The sequence below is a fragment of the Acidisoma sp. genome, assembly GCF_035492295.1.
Lineage (GTDB): Bacteria > Pseudomonadota > Alphaproteobacteria > Acetobacterales > Acetobacteraceae > Acidisoma.
In genome coordinates this window covers 15,554-32,076 of the sequence record NZ_DATJJK010000062.1, presented here as the reverse complement: position 1 = coordinate 32,076, position 16,523 = coordinate 15,554, and the positions used below count along the sequence as shown (strand labels likewise).

General features: G+C 62.4%; 18 protein-coding genes and 1 pseudogene. 3 read left to right on the top strand and 16 right to left on the bottom strand.

Annotation, left to right across the window (positions count from 1 at the left end; translation table 11 throughout):
* Positions 1 to 278 (bottom strand): annotated as a pseudogene (locus VL752_RS04775) (hypothetical protein); the annotation flags it as partial.
* Positions 279 to 552: 274 nt separating this feature from the next.
* Here VL752_RS04775 and thiC point away from each other — a divergent pair.
* The gene (gene thiC / locus VL752_RS04770) at positions 553 to 2,370 is read left to right on the top strand and encodes a phosphomethylpyrimidine synthase ThiC (RefSeq protein ID WP_325352700.1); all 1,818 of its coding nucleotides are present in this window, start codon (positions 553 to 555) and stop codon (positions 2,368 to 2,370) included.
* 116 nt (positions 2,371 to 2,486) lie between these two features.
* Positions 2,487 to 3,482 (top strand): alpha/beta fold hydrolase, encoded by a 996-nt coding sequence (locus VL752_RS04765; RefSeq protein ID WP_325352698.1) that lies wholly within the window; start codon positions 2,487 to 2,489, stop codon positions 3,480 to 3,482.
* Between the two features lie 15 nt (positions 3,483 to 3,497).
* Here the strand turns inward: VL752_RS04765 and VL752_RS04760 are convergent, their stop codons facing one another.
* The 10 genes from VL752_RS04760 to VL752_RS04715 all read right to left on the bottom strand — a co-directional run bounded on the left by VL752_RS04760 (position 3,498) and on the right by VL752_RS04715 (position 10,813).
* Complete coding sequence (locus VL752_RS04760) at positions 3,498 to 3,992, bottom strand: chemotaxis protein CheW (RefSeq protein ID WP_325352696.1); 495 nt, start codon at positions 3,990 to 3,992, stop codon at positions 3,498 to 3,500.
* A 39-nt stretch (positions 3,993 to 4,031) separates the two neighbouring features.
* The gene (locus VL752_RS04755) at positions 4,032 to 4,379 is read right to left on the bottom strand and encodes a hypothetical protein (RefSeq protein ID WP_325352695.1); all 348 of its coding nucleotides are present in this window, start codon (positions 4,377 to 4,379) and stop codon (positions 4,032 to 4,034) included.
* 13 nt (positions 4,380 to 4,392) lie between these two features.
* A complete protein-coding gene (locus VL752_RS04750) occupies positions 4,393 to 4,968 on the bottom strand; it encodes a chemotaxis protein CheD (RefSeq protein WP_325352693.1) in 576 nt (191 codons plus the stop codon).
* Entirely contained in the window at positions 4,965 to 5,999 is a 1,035-nt protein-coding gene (locus VL752_RS04745) for a protein-glutamate methylesterase/protein-glutamine glutaminase (protein WP_325352691.1), read from the bottom strand. Before VL752_RS04745 ends, VL752_RS04750 begins: the two co-directional genes overlap by 4 nt.
* Positions 5,996 to 6,868 carry a CheR family methyltransferase gene (locus tag VL752_RS04740; RefSeq protein ID WP_325352689.1) on the bottom strand — a complete coding sequence of 291 codons (873 nt, stop codon included), beginning with the start codon at positions 6,866 to 6,868 and terminating at the stop codon, positions 5,996 to 5,998. Before VL752_RS04740 ends, VL752_RS04745 begins: the two co-directional genes overlap by 4 nt.
* On the bottom strand, positions 6,865 to 7,326 hold the full coding sequence (locus tag VL752_RS04735) for a chemotaxis protein CheW (protein ID WP_325352687.1): 462 nt from the start codon (positions 7,324 to 7,326) through the stop codon (positions 6,865 to 6,867). The genes VL752_RS04740 and VL752_RS04735 overlap by 4 nt, the downstream gene beginning before the upstream one ends.
* A gap of 12 nt (positions 7,327 to 7,338) precedes the next feature.
* Positions 7,339 to 9,438, bottom strand: coding sequence for a chemotaxis protein CheA (locus VL752_RS04730; protein WP_325352685.1), 2,100 nt, complete (start codon positions 9,436 to 9,438; stop codon positions 7,339 to 7,341).
* A gap of 9 nt (positions 9,439 to 9,447) precedes the next feature.
* Positions 9,448 to 9,813 (bottom strand): response regulator, encoded by a 366-nt coding sequence (locus VL752_RS04725; RefSeq protein WP_325352683.1) that lies wholly within the window; start codon positions 9,811 to 9,813, stop codon positions 9,448 to 9,450.
* Between the two features lie 5 nt (positions 9,814 to 9,818).
* Positions 9,819 to 10,040: an STAS domain-containing protein gene (locus VL752_RS04720; protein ID WP_325352680.1), complete on the bottom strand. Its 222-nt coding sequence runs from the start codon at positions 10,038 to 10,040 to the stop codon at positions 9,819 to 9,821.
* Positions 10,041 to 10,441: 401 nt separating this feature from the next.
* On the bottom strand, positions 10,442 to 10,813 hold the full coding sequence (locus VL752_RS04715; RefSeq protein ID WP_325352678.1) for a response regulator: 372 nt from the start codon (positions 10,811 to 10,813) through the stop codon (positions 10,442 to 10,444).
* A gap of 378 nt (positions 10,814 to 11,191) precedes the next feature.
* Here VL752_RS04715 and VL752_RS04710 point away from each other — a divergent pair, with 378 nt between their 5' ends.
* Positions 11,192 to 12,421 carry a FliM/FliN family flagellar motor switch protein gene (locus VL752_RS04710; RefSeq protein WP_325352676.1) on the top strand — a complete coding sequence of 410 codons (1,230 nt, stop codon included), beginning with the start codon at positions 11,192 to 11,194 and terminating at the stop codon, positions 12,419 to 12,421.
* 39 nt (positions 12,422 to 12,460) lie between these two features.
* Here the strand turns inward: VL752_RS04710 and VL752_RS04705 are convergent, their stop codons facing one another.
* The 5 genes from VL752_RS04705 to VL752_RS04685 form a co-directional block, all read right to left on the bottom strand.
* Positions 12,461 to 12,919 carry a hypothetical protein gene (locus VL752_RS04705; protein WP_325352674.1) on the bottom strand — a complete coding sequence of 153 codons (459 nt, stop codon included), beginning with the start codon at positions 12,917 to 12,919 and terminating at the stop codon, positions 12,461 to 12,463.
* Complete coding sequence (locus tag VL752_RS04700; protein ID WP_325352672.1) at positions 12,916 to 13,242, bottom strand: flagellar biosynthesis anti-sigma factor FlgM; 327 nt, start codon at positions 13,240 to 13,242, stop codon at positions 12,916 to 12,918. Before VL752_RS04700 ends, VL752_RS04705 begins: the two co-directional genes overlap by 4 nt.
* The gene (locus tag VL752_RS04695; RefSeq protein ID WP_325352670.1) at positions 13,239 to 13,616 is read right to left on the bottom strand and encodes a flagellar protein FliS; all 378 of its coding nucleotides are present in this window, start codon (positions 13,614 to 13,616) and stop codon (positions 13,239 to 13,241) included. The genes VL752_RS04700 and VL752_RS04695 overlap by 4 nt, the downstream gene beginning before the upstream one ends.
* A gap of 4 nt (positions 13,617 to 13,620) precedes the next feature.
* Positions 13,621 to 14,985, bottom strand: a complete 1,365-nt coding sequence (gene fliD / locus VL752_RS04690; RefSeq protein ID WP_325352668.1) for a flagellar filament capping protein FliD — start codon at positions 14,983 to 14,985, stop codon at positions 13,621 to 13,623.
* 68 nt (positions 14,986 to 15,053) lie between these two features.
* The gene (locus VL752_RS04685; protein WP_325352666.1) at positions 15,054 to 16,511 is read right to left on the bottom strand and encodes a flagellin; all 1,458 of its coding nucleotides are present in this window, start codon (positions 16,509 to 16,511) and stop codon (positions 15,054 to 15,056) included.
* Positions 16,512 to 16,523: the final 12 nt, after the last annotated feature.

The following is a 16,523-nucleotide window of genomic DNA, read 5'->3' as shown; positions in this document are numbered from 1 at the left end:
GCGTCCATCGCCCGGTTGATCGCCCAAAGATTGGTGGGATCGAGGCCGATCAGCCGGGGTCCGATTTCGGTGAGGCCCGCGCGTACGCCGCGGGCATAGGACGGGAGATAGGCGGAGCCGAGGGGGCAGCATTCGGCATAGCCGGTGATGCCGGCGTCGGTTTCGACCGCGACCACGGTCGTGTCGAAGACCTCGACAAAATTACCGTTGGACCAGCTGTAGCGGCCTTCCTTGAGCGGCAGGTCAATCGCCCAGGCGGTGATGGCGGTGATCTTCATCGGCCTTGCTTCCGTGCTGCGGGCTTCTGGTTGACATAAGAGGCCGAGGCTCGCAATGCTGGTCCTTACCAAGGGGGGCCCCGCCAAGGGGCTGAGATTCCGCTAGGCCATCCGGGATGGATGCAGCGCGGTGACCCTGCCGGCAAAAGCCTCCCAGGGCTGCGCCGGGGAACCTGATCCGGATCATGCCGGCGGAGGGACTGGTACGGAAGAGGGAGCGCCCCTGCGTCACCATTCTTCCGCCCATCTTCTCGCACGGCGAGGAGGTGTTTCGATGCCAGACGATCTCGCCACTCCCCACACCGTCACCACGGGCCCGATTGCCGGGTCCAGAAAATGCCATTCGGCGCCTGAGGATTTTCCCGATATCCGCGTGCCCTTCCGTGAGATCGCGCTCGACCCTTCGGCGCGGGAAGAGCCGCTGCGGGTTTACGACACCTCCGGCCCCTATACCGATCCTGAGGTCGCGATCGACCTCGGCCAGGGGCTGCCACGTCTGCGGGAGGGCTGGATTGCGGCGCGGGGCTTCGCCGAAGCCGAAGCCCGCAGCGTGAAGCCGGAGGATAACGGTTTCGCAGAGGGCCGCCATCTGGTTTCCCCCTGTCCGGCCGCGCACGCGGTGCGGGTGGGCGGCGCCGTGCAGCGTGTCACCCAGCTCGAATACGCGCGCGCCGGCCTCATCACCCAGGAGATGCGCTTCGTCGCCCATCGCGAAAATCTCGGACGTGCGCGGGCCGTGCCGGGCGCTTCGGCGCGTCGGGCGGACGGAGAGGATTTCGGTGCGGCCATTCCGGATTTCATCACGCCCGACTTCGTGCGCGCCGAAATTGCGGCGGGTCGCGCCATCATCCCCGCCAATATCAATCATCCGGAACTCGAGCCCGTCATTATTGGGCGGAATTTCCTGGTCAAGGTGAATGCCAATATCGGCAATTCGGCCGTCACTTCCTCAGTCGCGGAGGAGGTAGAGAAGCTGGTCTGGGCCACCCGCTGGGGCGCGGACACCGTCATGGATCTCTCTACGGGGCGGAATATTCACAACATCCGCGGCTGGATTCTGCGCAATGCCGCGGTGCCCATTGGCACGGTGCCGATCTATCAGGCGCTGGAGAAGGTGGGTGGCGAACCGGAAAAACTGAGCTGGGAGGTTTTCCGCGACACGCTGATCGAACAGGCGGAGCAGGGAGTGGATTATTTCACCATCCATGCCGGCGTCCGACTGCATCACGTGCCGCTGACGGCGGGCCGGGTCACTGGCATCGTCTCGCGCGGCGGATCGATCATGGCGCGCTGGTGCCTGGCGCATCATCGTGAAAGCTTTCTCTACGAACATTTCGCCGATATCTGCCAAATCATGCGTCGCTACGACGTGTCCTTCTCATTGGGTGACGGGCTGCGGCCCGGCTCCATCGCCGATGCCAATGATGCGGCACAGTTCGCGGAATTGGAGACGCTGGGGGAGCTGACCAAAATCGCCTGGGTGCATGGTTGCCAGGTTATGATCGAAGGGCCCGGCCATGTGCCCATGCACAAGATCCGCGTGAACGTGGAAAAGCAGCTGCGCGACTGCGGGGAAGCGCCTTTCTACACGCTGGGGCCGCTGACGACCGATATTGCCGCCGGCTACGACCACATTACCTCGGCGATCGGTGCCGCGATGATCGGCTGGTTCGGCACCGCCATGCTCTGCTACGTCACCCCGAAAGAGCATCTCGGCCTGCCCGACCGAGACGACGTCAAGACCGGCGTCATTACCTACCGGATTGCGGCTCACGCCGCGGACCTCGCCAAAGGCCATCCGGCAGCGCGGTTGCGGGATGATGCGGTGAGCCGGGCGCGCTTCGAATTTCGCTGGGAGGATCAGTTCAACCTTTCGCTCGATCCCGATACGGCGCGTGCCTTCCATGACGCGACCTTGCCAAAGGAAGCTCATAAGACCGCGCATTTCTGCTCCATGTGCGGGCCGAAATTCTGCTCCATGCGCATCAGCCAGGACCTGCGCGCCGATGCCGAGCGATTGGCCGGATTGGCCGAGAAAAGCCAGGAATTTCGGGCCAGAGGCCACAGCCTTTATTTGCCGGAAGAGGGCTGACGGCCGCCTGCGCCGGGCGGGCGGCGTCCGGCGCAGGCGGCGGCATGGGGGGCATGTGACAATCTGATGGCAATTTCATTTGCCTCCCGGCCTGGGAATGATAGCCAGGGAGGACGATGAACGCTCAGGACTTCCTCCCGCATCCATCCTCTTCCACCGCGTCGTGGCCGGGCATCCGGTTCGGCATGGGCCAGCGCCGGCCGCTGCGGCCACGCGCGATCAGCGGTGCCTTCGTCATGGAGGATGGGGCGATCCTGCCCTACCGGGAATGGCTGCCCGAGGGCCGCCCGCATACCGTGGTCCTCGCGCTCCACGGCATCAATGACAGCGCGGACGGCTGGGAGGCACCGGCCATCCATTTCCAGAAGGCCGGGATCGCCCTCATCGCGCCGGATCAGCGTGGCTTCGGGGCCGCCTCCGGCCGTGGGCAGTGGCACGGCACGGACCGGCTGGTGGCTGATGCCGAAGCAATGGTGACGGAGGTTCGCGCGCGCTTTCCAGAGGCACGACTGTTCCTGGCTGGCGAGAGCATGGGCGCCGCGATCCTGATGGTGCTGGCGTCACGCCGCCGAAAACTGGGTGTGGAGGGATTCGTACTCAGCGCTCCCGCCGTTTGGGGGCGGCGCGAAATGGCAACGGCGCATCGCCTCTCTCTGTGGTGGGCGCATAAGACCGTGCCCTGGCTCCGCCTGCGTGCGGATCGGCTCGGCATCAAGCCGACGGATAATCAGGAAGCGCTGCGGCGGATGCAGCATCCGAGCCTGGGGCGTCCCTCCGCCAGCATCCGCTCCATTAAGGGTCTTGCCGACCTCATGGATACGGCGCTGGAGACTGCGGGCGGGCGCCGTGCCCCGACGCTCTTCCTGTATGGCGGCAAGGACCGGCTGGTACCGAAACGGGCGATGGCGGCCTGTTGGCGGCGGGAACGGGCTGCCAGGCCAGGGGAGCGCGTCTTCGCCTTCTATCCGGACGGCTATCATCTTTTACACCGGGATCGCGCCGGTGGGATTGTCACCCATGACGTGGTGCAATGGCTGCGGGACCCTGCCGCTGCCTTGCCGTCCGGCGCCGACGATCGCGCTACAGACTGGCTGGCCGGTCTCGCCGCCTGACAATGACGCCGAGCGTCACGCCTCCTGCAATTCGAGCGCCATGACCTGCTCCTGCGGGATGACGGCGGGCAAGGAAAGAATGCCGATGATGCGGTCATTGAGCATGATGAGGCTCTCGACATAGGCGCGAGAGACAGCATCGCCAGTATCGGGCGTGATCTGTCGCATCTGATCCGTGACGGTGATGATGTCGGACACCGCATCCACCAGCAGGCCTACGGCCTTGTCGCCCATCTCAACCACGACGACGACCGACGCCGCGGTCGGCTCACGGCTGGACAAGCCCAGGCGCAGGGCGAGATCAACAATGGCGAGAACGGTGCCGCGCAAATTGATCATGCCCTTGATATAAAGGGGGGCGTGGGGCAGCGGGGTGGAGTTGATCCAGCCACGTATTTCGCGGATCGCCATGATCGTCATGGCGAATTCCTGGTCGCCCACGCGGACCGAAAGGAGCTGATTGCCCGTATCGCTGGCAGGTCTGTAGTCAGCGGTTTGATGTTTGGACATGGCGGACATCTGTCACTCCGATAGAAGGAAACACCTGCGTCAGAAGAGATCGAGATCGCCGGAGACCTGCTCGTCCGGGTCCGCTTCTTCCCCCATCAGACGGTGAGCTAGCGCCGCCAGCTTTACCTCGCTCAGTGCGGAGGAAGAGTTAACTAGACAGTCCCGCGGCACGGCGTGATTGAGCGAGAAGATGAAGGTGGACATTTCGTTCAAACGCTGTGAGGTGAGATCAAGTGTCTGGACGTTGCGCACATAATCGCTATTGGTCGCAATTTCGAAGAGGGCGGGGCTCAGCATCGTCTGCAACCGGTCGATCGTCGAGCCCAACTCGCCGAGTTCTTTGGCGATCGCCTCCATAATTGCAACAAGCTGAGTGGAATCATCCATGAGGCAGCTTTCGCTAGAAGAGTTCGATGGCGCCCGTCTGGCTCGGCGTCTTCGAGACAGAGGTCTGGTATTCGGTCTGGAATAGGGAATCGGCTTCTCCCTTCAGCAAAACCTGGCGGGCACGGCCGCTGGTCGGCCAAAACTGAACCCTGCGGCCCTGATTGCCGCGCAGACTGCCGCCTGCGACGGGAATACCTTCAGCCTGGAGGAATTTTTCCGCGAAGCTTGCAATGAGATTGCCGACATCGGTGAGGCCGCGGATCATGCGGGCGCCCCCGAACAGTTTGGCTTGCAACGATTCGCGCCGGGCACCGCGGCGAAGCAGCGCATTGACGAGGAGTTCCATGGCATAAACGCCATAGCGGGCAGAGGGGCTGCTGGAGCGCGGCTCCAGGGCCTGGCCTTCGTCCCCGGGCAGCAGGAAATGGTTCATACCGCCATAGCCGCTGATCGGATCCCAGATGCAGGCCGCGATGCAGGAGCCGAGGATGGTCGTCAACACCGCATCCGGATTGTTGTCGACATGTTGCTCGCCTTGAACGACGTGGATGCGCAACTGGCCATCAGCGGTCGGAAAGCCTTTGCTCATGCGCGTCGTGCCGCCAGATGATGCGCATTGGCCAGGCGAATGATCCGGCTGCCGATTTGCTCCAGGGGCAGTTGCTTGGCGACGGCTCCAATTTCATAGGCAACGCGCGGCATGCCGTAGACGACACTGCTCATCTCGTCCTGCCCGATGGTATCGCAGCCGGCCTGGCGCATGGCGAGGAGACCGTCAGCCCCGTCTCGTCCCATGCCGGTGAGGATCACGCCGATGGCGCGGCTTCGGACGCTGCGCAAAACGGAAGCGAACATCACTTCGACGGATGGGCGATGGCCGTTCACCTTTGGCGCATCGGTCAACCGGCAGCGCAGCGGCGTCTTGTTGACCAGTTCCAGATGAGTATCGCCGGGGGCGAGATAGATGCGGCCCGGAAGCAGGGGGGCGCCGTCGCTCGCCTCGGTCACCGTTGCGGGGCAGATATTGTTCAGTCGGGCTGCGAAGCTGCGCGTGAAGGTTGCCGGCATGTGCTGGGTGATGATGGTCGGCGGGCAATTCTCCGGAAAGTCGGAGAGGACGGTGATCAGCGCCTCGACGCCGCCGGTGGAGGCACCGATGGCGATGATGCGGTCGTCTGGCACGAATTGCTCGCGCTCGGCGCGGGTGGGGGGTACCAAGGCGCGCATGCGCCGGCGCGAGCCCGCGGCCGCCTTGACCTTCTCAGGGAGCTGGTCGAATTCCTCTGAATTGCCCCCGCTCGGCTTGGGGATGCAATCAAAGGCGCCGATCTCGAGCGCTTTGAGGCTGATATCTGCGCCCCGCTGCGTCAGCGTTGAGATCATAATGACGGGCGTCGGCCGCAGCCGCATGATCTTGTCGAGGAAGGCGATGCCATCCATGTTCGGCATCTCGATGTCGAGTGTCACGACATCGGGATTGAGCTGTTTGATGGCTTGGCGCGCTTCATGCGGATCCGCCGCCTGGCCGACGACCTGGATCTCCGGGTCGGAGCGCAGCCGGGCGGCAATCACGCCGCGCATGGTGGGCGAATCATCGACGATGAGGACGCGTACGGTCATGACGGGCCTGCAGAGCGGGTGACGAGCCGATAGGTTGTTATCCCGTCACTCTTAAGAAGCCGTTCAGCCGGTCCGCTCACCCGTTCAGAGTGCCCGATATAGAGCGCGGCGTTCGGATCGAGCAGTGGCGCGATCCGTTCCCAGATCCGCGACTGCGTCTCCTGATTGAAATAGATAACGACATTGCGGCAGAAGATCGCGTGGAAGCGCCCACTCATCGGCCAGTTGCCGATCAGGTTGAGTTTTCTGAAGGAGACGAGGGACTGCAATTCGTCCCCCGCCTGCATGTCGCCTGAGCCGAGATTGGTGAACCAGCGGGAACGGAGGGCACCGGGTATGGATTCAAGCGCGGCCGACTGATAAATGCCGGCCTGACCGAAGGCGATCATGTTCGGGTCCACATCGGTCGCGAGAATCCTGATATCGTGCCGATGGGCCTCTGGCATGAGGGACAGGATTGTCATGGCCATCGAGTAAGGCTCCTGGCCGCTGGAGCAGGCTGCCGACCATAGTCGTACGCGCCCCCCCTTCTTGGCGAATTGCAGCGCCGCGGGCAGGATTTCGGTTTTGAGATGCTCGAAGTGATGCGGTTCGCGGAAGAAGCGGGTGACGTTGGTGGTGAGCGCTGCGATCATTTCGCCCCGCTCCCTTTCGCCTTCCGGGCCGGAGACCAGCGCGCAATAGTCGCGGAAGCTGGTCAATCGCAGAGCGCGCAATCGTTTGGCGAGGCGGGAATAGACGAGGTTGACCTTGTTCTCGCCGAGCGAAATTCCAACCTCCGAAAGGAGAATGCCGGCAATGGTGTTGAAATCGGCACTGCTGAGGTGGAACTCGCCATCGCTGACGATGCGGTCGCTGTTGCCCATCATGCGGCCACGGCACTTTCGGGAGGAAGAACGTTGTCGAGCGAGACCAGGCTGATCATGCGCCCGTCCACCGGCAACAGGCCGCGCAGGAAGGTGCTGACGGCATCCGATGAGACGTCCGGCGTCGGCTGGATGCTGTTGTGATTGAGGGTGATGATGTCCGAGACAGCATCCACCAGAAGACCGATCTGCTTCTGCTCGATTTGCACGACGATGATGACATTGCGCGCCGTGGGTTCCGCGGTCGGCAGGCCGAGCCGCACCGCGAAATCGACGATCGGCAGAACCGCACCACGAAGGTTGATGACACCACGGATGTAGCGCGGTGCCTTGGGAAGAATCGTGGCGGAGGTCCAGCCACGTATCTCTCGGACAGAGGTGACGTTGATGCTGAACTCCTGCTTTCCGACCCGGAAGGCAATGAGCTCATGAATCTTGGCGTCGGTTTTGTCGAGGTCCATGGCGGGGCCCATTCAAAAGACCTGAGAGATGGAGCGATTGAAATCCGTCCGACCCGAATCCCGTGTCGCGGAGACGATGGTGTCGACATCGAGAATGAGAGCGACATGTCCGTCACCCATGACCGTTGCGGCGGCAATGCCGTACACAGCGCGGTAATTCGCCTCGATGCTCTTGATGACAACCTGGCGTTGGCCCTGGATTTCGTCGACCAGAAGAATGGCCCGATTACCACCCTCGCTTTCCACCAGTAGCGCCACGCATTGATCCGGCGGGGTGGTATGGTTGCCGAATTCCAGTGCCTCGGCGACATCAACCATCGGAACGTAGCCGCCGCGCAGGGCGAGAACCGAGGTCCGATTGTCCAGCGGATGGATGTCGCTCATGTTGGGACGCAGCGTTTCCAAAACTGCGGCGAGCGGCACGATGAGGGTCTGATCGGATGTCTTGACGACCATGCCGTCGAGGACCGCCAAAGTGAGGGGCAGGCTGAGGGTAAAGGTGGAGCCGAGGCCCGGGCGCGAGGTGATGGATATGCGGCCGCCCATGGCCTGCACGGAGCGGCGTACAACGTCCATGCCCACGCCACGTCCGGAGATATCCGAAATCTCGCTGGCGGTGGAAAAGCCCGGCAGGAAAATAAGATTGTCGGTCTCGTCGTCGGTCAGCTGGGCATCGGGGTTGATGAGGCCGTTTTCGATTGCCTTCTGCTTCACACGGGCACGGTTGATGCCCGCGCCGTCGTCCGCCACCTCGATAACGATGCGTCCCGAGCGATGCAGGGCTGTGAGCCGCACCTGGCCCTCCGGCGACTTGCCGGCGGCGAGACGCTTCTCGGTCGATTCCAGACCATGATCGATTGCGTTGCGGATCATATGGGTGAGCGGATCGGCAATCCGCTCGATCACCGTCTTGTCGACTTCGGTGCTTTCGCCCTCGGTCACCAGACGTACCTGTTTTCCAGTATGGGCAGCCAATTCACGAACCAGGCGCGGCATGCGCTGGAATACCGCGCGCACCGGCTGGGCGCGGATCGCCATCACGCTGTCCTGGATTTCCCGGGTCAGCGCCTCAAGTTCTTCCAGCGCCATGGCGACGGCCGAGGTGCGGGCGAGGCCGGCCTCCAGCACGCGTTGGCTGAGCATGGCCTCGGTGATGACGAGCTCGCCCACGAGATCGATCATCCGATCGACGCGATCAAGATCGACGCGGATCGTCTGGCTAACCGAGGAGGCGTTCTCGGCCTGGGCGGCCATGGTCTCCACCGGATTGGGCGCGGCCGGGGGCGCAGGCGCGTTGCTTTCTGTCCCGCCGGCTGGGGCCGCCGGAGCGGCCTCCGCCTCAGGCTCGCTACCACCGTCGAAGAAGCTGAAGTCTGGCTGCTCGAACATCTCGATGTCGCAATCATCCTCGACGAAATCGAAGACGCCGCGGATGGCCGCGCTGTCCTTGTCGGTCGAGAGAACGATGTTCCAACTGAGATAGGTGGCTTCCGGATCAATATCCGCGAGATCGGGCAGGCCGCTGGCATCGACCTCGACCTCGATCTCACCGAGGAGGGACAGTTCGCGCAGCAGCAGGGCGGTCTCGTTCGCTTTGGCGTAGAGCGGTGGCTTGGGCGTGAGGCGGATCACCCAGCTGCGCTTGGGCGGCCCGGAGGGTGCCGGCGGCGGGGGTGGCGGAGCGGCGGGCTTCGCCTCCGCTTTCGCGTGGGCCGCTGCCTTGCCTGCCGCCAGGGCGTTGAATTCGGCAACGAGGTCCTGGGTCTGGGTGTCGGAAATGGGTTCGCCCTGGCGCGCTGCGCGGACGAGATCCATGAGCGCGTCGGCCGCCCTCAGCAACAGCGCCATGATGGGAGGGTCGGCCGCCAAGCGCCCGCCGCGGATCGCATCCAGCGTGGTCTCAAAGACATGGGCGAAGCGCACCAGAGCGTCGAGGGCGAAGATGCCCGCACCGCCCTTGATCGAATGCACCGCCCGGAACACCGCATTGACGGTTTCCGCGTCCTTGCTGCCATTCTCCATCTGGAGAAGGCCGGACTCCAGCTCCCCGAGTTGTTCTTCGCATTCCTGGAAGAACACCTCGCGGATTTCAGCCATAGGGTCCGCTGCCATGATCTCTCCTCAGGCCGCGACGCGGCGAATGGCATCGACGAGCTTGACCGGATCGAAAGGTTTGACGATCCAGCCGGTGGCGCCCGCCGCCTTCGCGCGGCTCTTCTTGTCCGGATCGGCCTCGGTGGTGAGAACGAGAACCGGCATGGTGCGCCGTTCGGCATCGCTACGAACGGCCTCAATGAAACCGAAACCGTCGAGACGCGGCATATTGATGTCGGTCACAACCACATCGGGCTTCTCGGTCTTGAGCACCTCGAGCCCATCCAATCCATCCTCGGCTTGCAGAACACGGAAGCCGGCCGCGACGAGCGAATGTTTCAACATGTCCCGCATCGTGCGGGAATCGTCGACTGTGAGCACGGTCAGAGCCATCGCTCCTATCCTTCTCCCTGAGTAAGCATCTCGGGTGTCACTCCGAGGAGGGCCAGACCGGCCTGGAATTCCGCGGACATTGTTTCAAAAACGAGATCCTGACCGTCGGCAGCCCAGGCCGCATGGGCCGCAAGGAGAACCTGCAGGCAGAGACCGCCGACACGCTCAACCTTGCCGGCATCGACCCGAAGGGCCGTTCCGCGCTTGGCCAGGAAATCCTGTTGCAACTGCGCCGCGGCCTTCAGATCGAGAATCGTGGGTAGGGACAGGGGTTCGATGGGGCTCTCCCATACTAGAGGTGAAAAAGATCGGCGGGATGCCGTGGGCGCGGTGGCTATGATGGTTGCGGTTACGGCGTGGCGCCGGAATTGGCTCGGGTCGTGATATCCTGCTCTTGCCGGTCCTGGCAGCGATCTCCGGTGCTGGGGTCAGAAAGGGTTTGACCGGTCGCCTGAAACGGGCCGCCAACTCGGGCCGTGGGCATCCTTATAGGAGGACATTCCCTAATTTTCCCTGATCCATCAGGAGGTTTGCAGAAACGGTGGCGGATCCCTGGGGCCATAACGCACAAAAAAGCAGGATTCCTTGGCAGGAATCCTGTTCATTGCGATATCGCATGAAAACGAGTCTATTTGTTCGGCAGCAGCTGTTTGACCACATAGAGCAGCTGGTTGGGCTGAGGCGGCTTGGTCAGCCAGCCGGAAGCGCCGGCGGCCCGCGCCTCATCTCGTTTGCGGCCATCCGCCTCACCGCTGAGAACGATGATCGGCGTGAATTTCGTCGCGGCGGCCTTGCGGGCCTCCTTGATGAATTCAATCCCATCCATCTCCGGCATGTTGAGGTCGGTCAGGATGATAGCCGGTTTCAGACCGTTAGTGAGTTCGGTAATGCCCTCCTTGCCGTTGCCGGCCGTCGTCACCTCGTGCCCGGCCTTGGAGAGAATCTGAGCGAGATTCATCACCATCGCTGCAGAGTCGTCGAGAATAAGAACTATCGCCATCTGCGTGTGGCCTCTTCCCCGCTGTTACGAACCTTCAGCGCGGCAAATGCTGATGGCATGATGTTTACAGAAAGATGCATTGAGATAAGCTGACTATTTCTGAACCAAAATATGCATCTTAAGCGCTTGATCTGCAGAAATATCTGTTAAGGGTTTTTAAATGAGATCGCCAAGGGCGCATTAACTGGCAAGTAAATATCGACCGATATCATAAAAATCATAAACGCTCCTTGCAACCCGATTCCGTGCCTCGGACGAAGATCGGCCAGGCCGACACCTTGAACAACATGGATGTTTACAACTCGTTAAAATCGGCCGTGTGATCACGTCTAGGGCCTATGCGTACCGTTTCGGATTTGAGGAGGAATATCGTCAGGCATGGCTTTTTTGGATGATTCGGCCGAGATCGAAACACTCGATCTCCTGGCCTCGTCTCTGACGCCGCAGCTGCGCTCCACCCTGATGGAAGGGCTGTCGGATCCAATCATGCGCAAGATCGCCTTTTCGCTCTCTCAGCGCATGCGCTGCCCTGTTTCCCTTCTGAGCTGCGTGAATGGCGTGATCAGCCATGATTCCGCGCTCTCTGCCCTGCCGGATGTTATGCTCGCCGGTATCGCCGATATGGCGCCGTTGCATGGCCGTATCATCATCGCGGTCGAAGGCGATCTGATCGGCACCGTCGTTGACGCCATGTTCGGCGCGACAAGTTCGGACTTCTCCAGCCGTAACGATCTTTCTGTCATGGAAACCCGCATCGGCAAGCAGATGATCGAGCTCACCCTCGAGGGCATTGCCGAGGTGCTGAGCAGCTTCACGCCGCTGAACTGGAAGATCGTGCAATACGAGACCGCCGTCAGCATGCTGGCGATTGCTGACAAGCTGGATTGGATGATTTCGACCACCGGGATTTTCGAGACGTCGCTCGGTATCGGCTCCATTCGCGCGATCGCGCCATATTCCGCCTTTGAACCGTTCGAAGCGCGTGTGAATGCGCAGACCTGGCTGATCGGCCCGAGTCTGGTGGATCGCCGATGGTCGGACACGATGGCCAGTCTGACGGCGGCAACCTTGCTCGATCTGCAATTCGACATTGTGCGGACGCAGATTCCGCTGGGTATTGCCCGCCGCCTGCTGAGTGAGCAAATCCTGCCCATCAGCATCCTGCCCCATGCCATCGGTCACACCGGGGGCATCGACGTGCTCTCGACCGATTATGGCCAGATGGACAAGGTCATCTGCTGCCGTCCGGTCGCGGCGACGAATAGCGACGTCTTCCTCTCGCGCGCGCAGCGTCCCCTCGAAAAACCCAAGGCGCCCATCATCCTGCAGAAGATGCAAAGTGCGCTGGACGAGCAGGAGCCCGAAAGCGCCTCGCGGGTGGATCATGTTTTGGTCGATTTCACGGTGCGACTGGGTCAGGCAAGCATGACGGTCGGAGCGCTCGAGAAGCTGCGTGTCGGTGAAATCATCATGCTGGACGAAGGGATTGAGGACAGCCTGACCGTCTTCGTGGGTGGACGGCATTTCGGCTCGGGGGAGGTCGTCTCCCTCGGCGGCGGCCGCTATGGCCTGCGCATTCTGGAATTGACGCAGCTTCCTCTCGACTGACGGCGACGGGGAAGCGGTGATGGGCTTTCTCCCTCGTCCTCAGGCTTCCGCCAGAAGCTGATCTTGGCTTACGACATCCAGGGCACGCAGCACTCGAAGCGAGGAGGAGAGACCGGCGCCCAGGGCCTCGGCCCGTTTCAGCCCGGCGCTGCTCCGTCGCACGAGGCGGATCAGTCGCGTCCCGATCCGATCGAGTTGAATGCCAAGCTCGGGATGCGGGCTCTGATGCAGGCGTCGCGCAGTGGCGCCGAGCCGTCCATCTCCGGCTGCGGCGAGCGCCGTACGAAAGCGCTCGAAACCGGCGTGAGAATTGGCGAGGTTCGCCTCGAGCATGACAGCAGCTTCGGCGATGGCATGCGGACGGCCGGTCAGCAATTCCTCGTCCAGCCGGTCCGTCGCCCGGCTCAACGCATCCAGCAAAGTGAGGGTCTCGTCGAACGTCCTCTCGAGCCCGAGCGGCGGGCTGGGCGCCTCCACCCCGGTCATCTCGGCGTTCACGACTTGATCTCCGCCATGGCGGAGACGATTGAGGAAGCAAGCGGTTCGGCCGCAACGTGATAGCTCTGGGATTGGATCGCCGTCTTCAACCGGGTGACGGAGGCATGGTCGACACCGTCGGCGGCGCGCGCCTGATCGAGAAGCTGTGCGGTAGCGCGGGCGCCGTCAGTGATGGTGACGGCTTCGCTCGCGGGGGCACCGCTATCCGCTGGCGTTGACGGGGCAAGCTTGTCCTTCGATTGCGACCGAACAGCGGACGCCGCGGCGTCGGCCGCGGCGGCATCGGTCTGGCTCGGCGGATAGGCATTGATGCGATTAGTCATCGTCTTCCCGCCGCTCCTTCCGACAGTTTGAGGAATTCATCATCCAAGGTGCGCAAGGCGCGATCGAAATCCACCAACGGCTCGCATGTATTTGACATGTTGGCATCGAGCAGGGCAAGACGCAACGCGCTGTAGATGCGCATGAGGGAGGACCCGAGCATACTTCCCGGGTTGATTTCCAGGATGCCGCTCATGATCGTCAGAAGTTGATCGGCCCTGCTGATCATATCGGCCTTGAGCGCGGTGTCGCCATCTTCGATGGCGGCCTTGGCTTTCTGGGCATAGAGACGCAGCGCGCGCCAGCCCGGTCGAAGCCAGGCGAGGTCGGGCTCACCGTCGAACATCGTCGCGCGATAGGAGATCGTCTTATCCATGATATCAGGCCGATCCCGTGCTGGAGCCGCTGGTGAGGAAGATGTTCAAATAGGCTTGCGTGATCTGAGCCTGAGTGGATTGCGTCTCCGCCAGGGTATATTGCGAGATCAGAAGAGACAGGGCGGAGTTGTTCTGCTTGGTGATCTGCGTGATCTGGGCGTTGATCGTCGCAACCTGACTGTTGAGAGAGGTCGTCTGTGCACCGATATTGCCGCTGCCATTGTCACCACCCAGTGCCAGGCTGGTCGTGTTGTTGAGGCTGTCGTAGATCTTCGAAAGGAGAGCCTGAACGCCGGTCGGATTGCTTGCATAGGCAGAGCTGAATTTTGTGCTATCAAAACTGACTTGGCCCGAACTGTTGACCGTGAGGCCAATGCTGTTCGAGGTGACGCCGCTGGCCGCCGCGCCGGCCACGGCATTGACGAGATTGTAGGAGATATTCGTCGCTGTGAAATTGCCGAGCAGCGGGCCGGCTTGCGCGGTGGTGGCGGTGGACCCGCTGCCCGATGCGGCGACATATTTCGTCTGGGTCTGAATGCCTGAGATCGCGGCGTTGAGTGACGCGGTGACGGAGGTAAGGGCGCTGGTCAATGCCGCGTTCGACTGGCTGACCTGCACCGTGCTGCTGCCGGAACTCGCGAGGGTCAGTGACAGACCGGTGACTGCACTGGAGAGCGAGTTGGTGGCATTCGAGATGGGCACGCCGTTGATCTTCAACGTCGCATTGCGTGCGGTTTGGGCTGCAGTCCAGGAGCCGCTGGCCCCCGAGCTCGGATTGTAGTCGAAGGTCGCAAGCGCCCCGGTTCCCGCGACGGAGAAAGCTTGGGAACTGCCGGTCGCACTGCTTTGCAAGACCAGCCGGGCGCCGCCGGCCGTATTGACGATGGAGGCGGCGACACCGTCCTTCGCCTTGTTGATCGCGCCCGCGACCCCATTGAGGGTGAGGCTGCCCGAACCGACGGAAATCGTCTCGGTCTTGCCATTCTGGACGAAGGTGAGAGACCCCGCGCTCGCTCCGATGGACGCTCCGCCGCTGGACTTGATTCCGGAATAGATCGTCTGGCCCTTGGCGAGCGAGACATTGGTGACACTGTAGGTGCCAACCTGCGCGCTATTGGTAGCGGCGGCCGTGACAGTGCTGCTGCTGGTCGAACTCGTGGTGCGCGTCGCGAGACTGGCGACATCGCTGATCTTGGCCAGAGCCGTGGACAGGCTGGAGATGTTGCCTTTGATGCTGCCCCAGGCGGAGATCTGGGCATTGTCCGTTGTGATCTGCGTTTGCAAAGAGGTGATCGGCGCCTGCAGCCGCGACTGATACAGCGCAATCTGGCTTTGCACCGCTGCCGAACTGAGAGAACTGACCGTCATCGAAACACCTCATGGCTGCACGAAAGGATGCCGGCCGGGACCGTCTCCGGTCCCGGCCGGCGAGGCGACTACGGCAGCAGAGACAGGTAGGACTGCTGCAGCGTGGTCGAACTCTTGAGCGCGGCCACCCCGGCCTGAGCCTGGATCTGCGCCTGGGTGAGTTGGTTGCTGACCTGCGGGATATTCGCGTCCTGCACCACGCCCAGCGCGCTGGTCACGTTCTGGCTGCTGGTATTGAGGTTGGCGATTGTCGCGGTCAGCCTCTGCTGCGCCGCGCCGAGAACGCCGCCCTGGCTGTTCAGGCCCTGGAGGGCAAATTTGACGATATTGATCGCCGAATCCGCGCCCGAGGAGGTGGTGACGTTGATCTGAGACAGAGACGTCAGTTTCGATGCCCCGTTGAGGCCGATCGAGCTGCCGCCTGAAAGACTGAAAGCAGCGCTCGACTGGAATTCAACCTGGCCCTGGATGATACCGCTCGCGGTGCCGGCGCCGGTTTTGAGGGTCGTCGCGGTGCCCTGGCCGGAGGCGGTGAGGCTGCCGGCGGTGACGGCGGTGATCTTGATGTTCTTCCCGTTCGCCTGGGTCAGACTAATGGAGCCGCTGCCCGAGGAGACGGTGGCGGTGATGCCCGTTGTCCCCGTCTGGCCGTTGATCTGCGCCGCAAGCGCCGAGACAGTGGCTGCATTGATGGTTTGCGTCGTGCTGCCGCTGCCCTGGATTTTGAAGGCGAAACCGCTGCCGGGCGTCGCATTGGCAGCCTTGAGCGTGGTCGTATTCACCGCCTGGGCCGAAATGCCGGTCTTGGAGGAAAGCGCGTTGATGCTGGTGGCAAGGCCGGCGGCGGAGCTGTTGGCGGCGACCGTCAGCGAGCCGGTATTGCCGTTATTGCCCGTGAATTTCACCGTGCCTGCGGTGAAGGCGCCGGTGGTGGCCGCGGCGGAAGCGATATTGGAAAGAACGCCCTTCTCGGTGTTGTAGACCGTGGCCGAGGCGCTCGACTGGTTGATACCGATCGAATTGGCGGCGGTATTGCCGATGGAGAGGCTCAGCGTCTGGCCGGAATAGGCGCCCACCTGAAACTGCACGTTGCTGAAGGTGCCGTCGAGCAGCGAGACGCCGTTGAACTGGGTCTGGGCCGCGGTATTGGTGATCTGCGTATTGAGCTGCGTTACCAGGGACTGCAGAGACTGGCGGTCCGAAGCGCTTTGAGTGCCGTTGGCTGCCTGCACGGCAATGGAGTTGAGCTGTTGCGTCACGCCGATCTGCTGCTGCAGCGCGCCCTGCGCGGTCTGCAGCAGGCTCACACCCTGATTGGCGTTGGAAATTGCTTGAGTGAGGCCGTTCAACTGCGAGGTGAAGCCCTGCGCGGTGATGTAGCCCGCCGGATTGTCGGCCGGAGAATTGATAGAGAGGCCGCTGGAGAGCTGCTGCTCCAGATTGTTGTTGGTATTGGAGGTCTGGCTGATTGAGTTCAGGGCGTTGAGGGCGCCCTGGTTGGTCAGAATTGAGCCGATGGCCGACATCGAAAGCTCCTT

Coding starts and splice junctions, on each gene's coding strand:
- thiC (WP_325352700.1), top strand. CDS start 553: ATGCCAGACGATCTCGCCACTCCCCACACCGTCACCACGGGCCCGATT.
- VL752_RS04765 (WP_325352698.1), top strand. CDS start 2,487: ATGAACGCTCAGGACTTCCTCCCGCATCCATCCTCTTCCACCGCGTCG.
- VL752_RS04760 (WP_325352696.1), bottom strand. CDS start 3,992: ATGTCCAAACATCAAACCGCTGACTACAGACCTGCCAGCGATACGGGC.
- VL752_RS04755 (WP_325352695.1), bottom strand. CDS start 4,379: ATGGATGATTCCACTCAGCTTGTTGCAATTATGGAGGCGATCGCCAAA.
- VL752_RS04750 (WP_325352693.1), bottom strand. CDS start 4,968: ATGAGCAAAGGCTTTCCGACCGCTGATGGCCAGTTGCGCATCCACGTC.
- VL752_RS04745 (WP_325352691.1), bottom strand. CDS start 5,999: ATGACCGTACGCGTCCTCATCGTCGATGATTCGCCCACCATGCGCGGC.
- VL752_RS04740 (WP_325352689.1), bottom strand. CDS start 6,868: ATGATGGGCAACAGCGACCGCATCGTCAGCGATGGCGAGTTCCACCTC.
- VL752_RS04735 (WP_325352687.1), bottom strand. CDS start 7,326: ATGGACCTCGACAAAACCGACGCCAAGATTCATGAGCTCATTGCCTTC.
- VL752_RS04730 (WP_325352685.1), bottom strand. CDS start 9,438: ATGGCAGCGGACCCTATGGCTGAAATCCGCGAGGTGTTCTTCCAGGAA.
- VL752_RS04725 (WP_325352683.1), bottom strand. CDS start 9,813: ATGGCTCTGACCGTGCTCACAGTCGACGATTCCCGCACGATGCGGGAC.
- VL752_RS04715 (WP_325352678.1), bottom strand. CDS start 10,813: ATGGCGATAGTTCTTATTCTCGACGACTCTGCAGCGATGGTGATGAAT.
- VL752_RS04710 (WP_325352676.1), top strand. CDS start 11,192: ATGGCTTTTTTGGATGATTCGGCCGAGATCGAAACACTCGATCTCCTG.
- VL752_RS04700 (WP_325352672.1), bottom strand. CDS start 13,242: ATGACTAATCGCATCAATGCCTATCCGCCGAGCCAGACCGATGCCGCC.
- VL752_RS04695 (WP_325352670.1), bottom strand. CDS start 13,616: ATGGATAAGACGATCTCCTATCGCGCGACGATGTTCGACGGTGAGCCC.
- fliD (WP_325352668.1), bottom strand. CDS start 14,985: ATGACGGTCAGTTCTCTCAGTTCGGCAGCGGTGCAAAGCCAGATTGCG.
- VL752_RS04685 (WP_325352666.1), bottom strand. CDS start 16,511: ATGTCGGCCATCGGCTCAATTCTGACCAACCAGGGCGCCCTCAACGCC.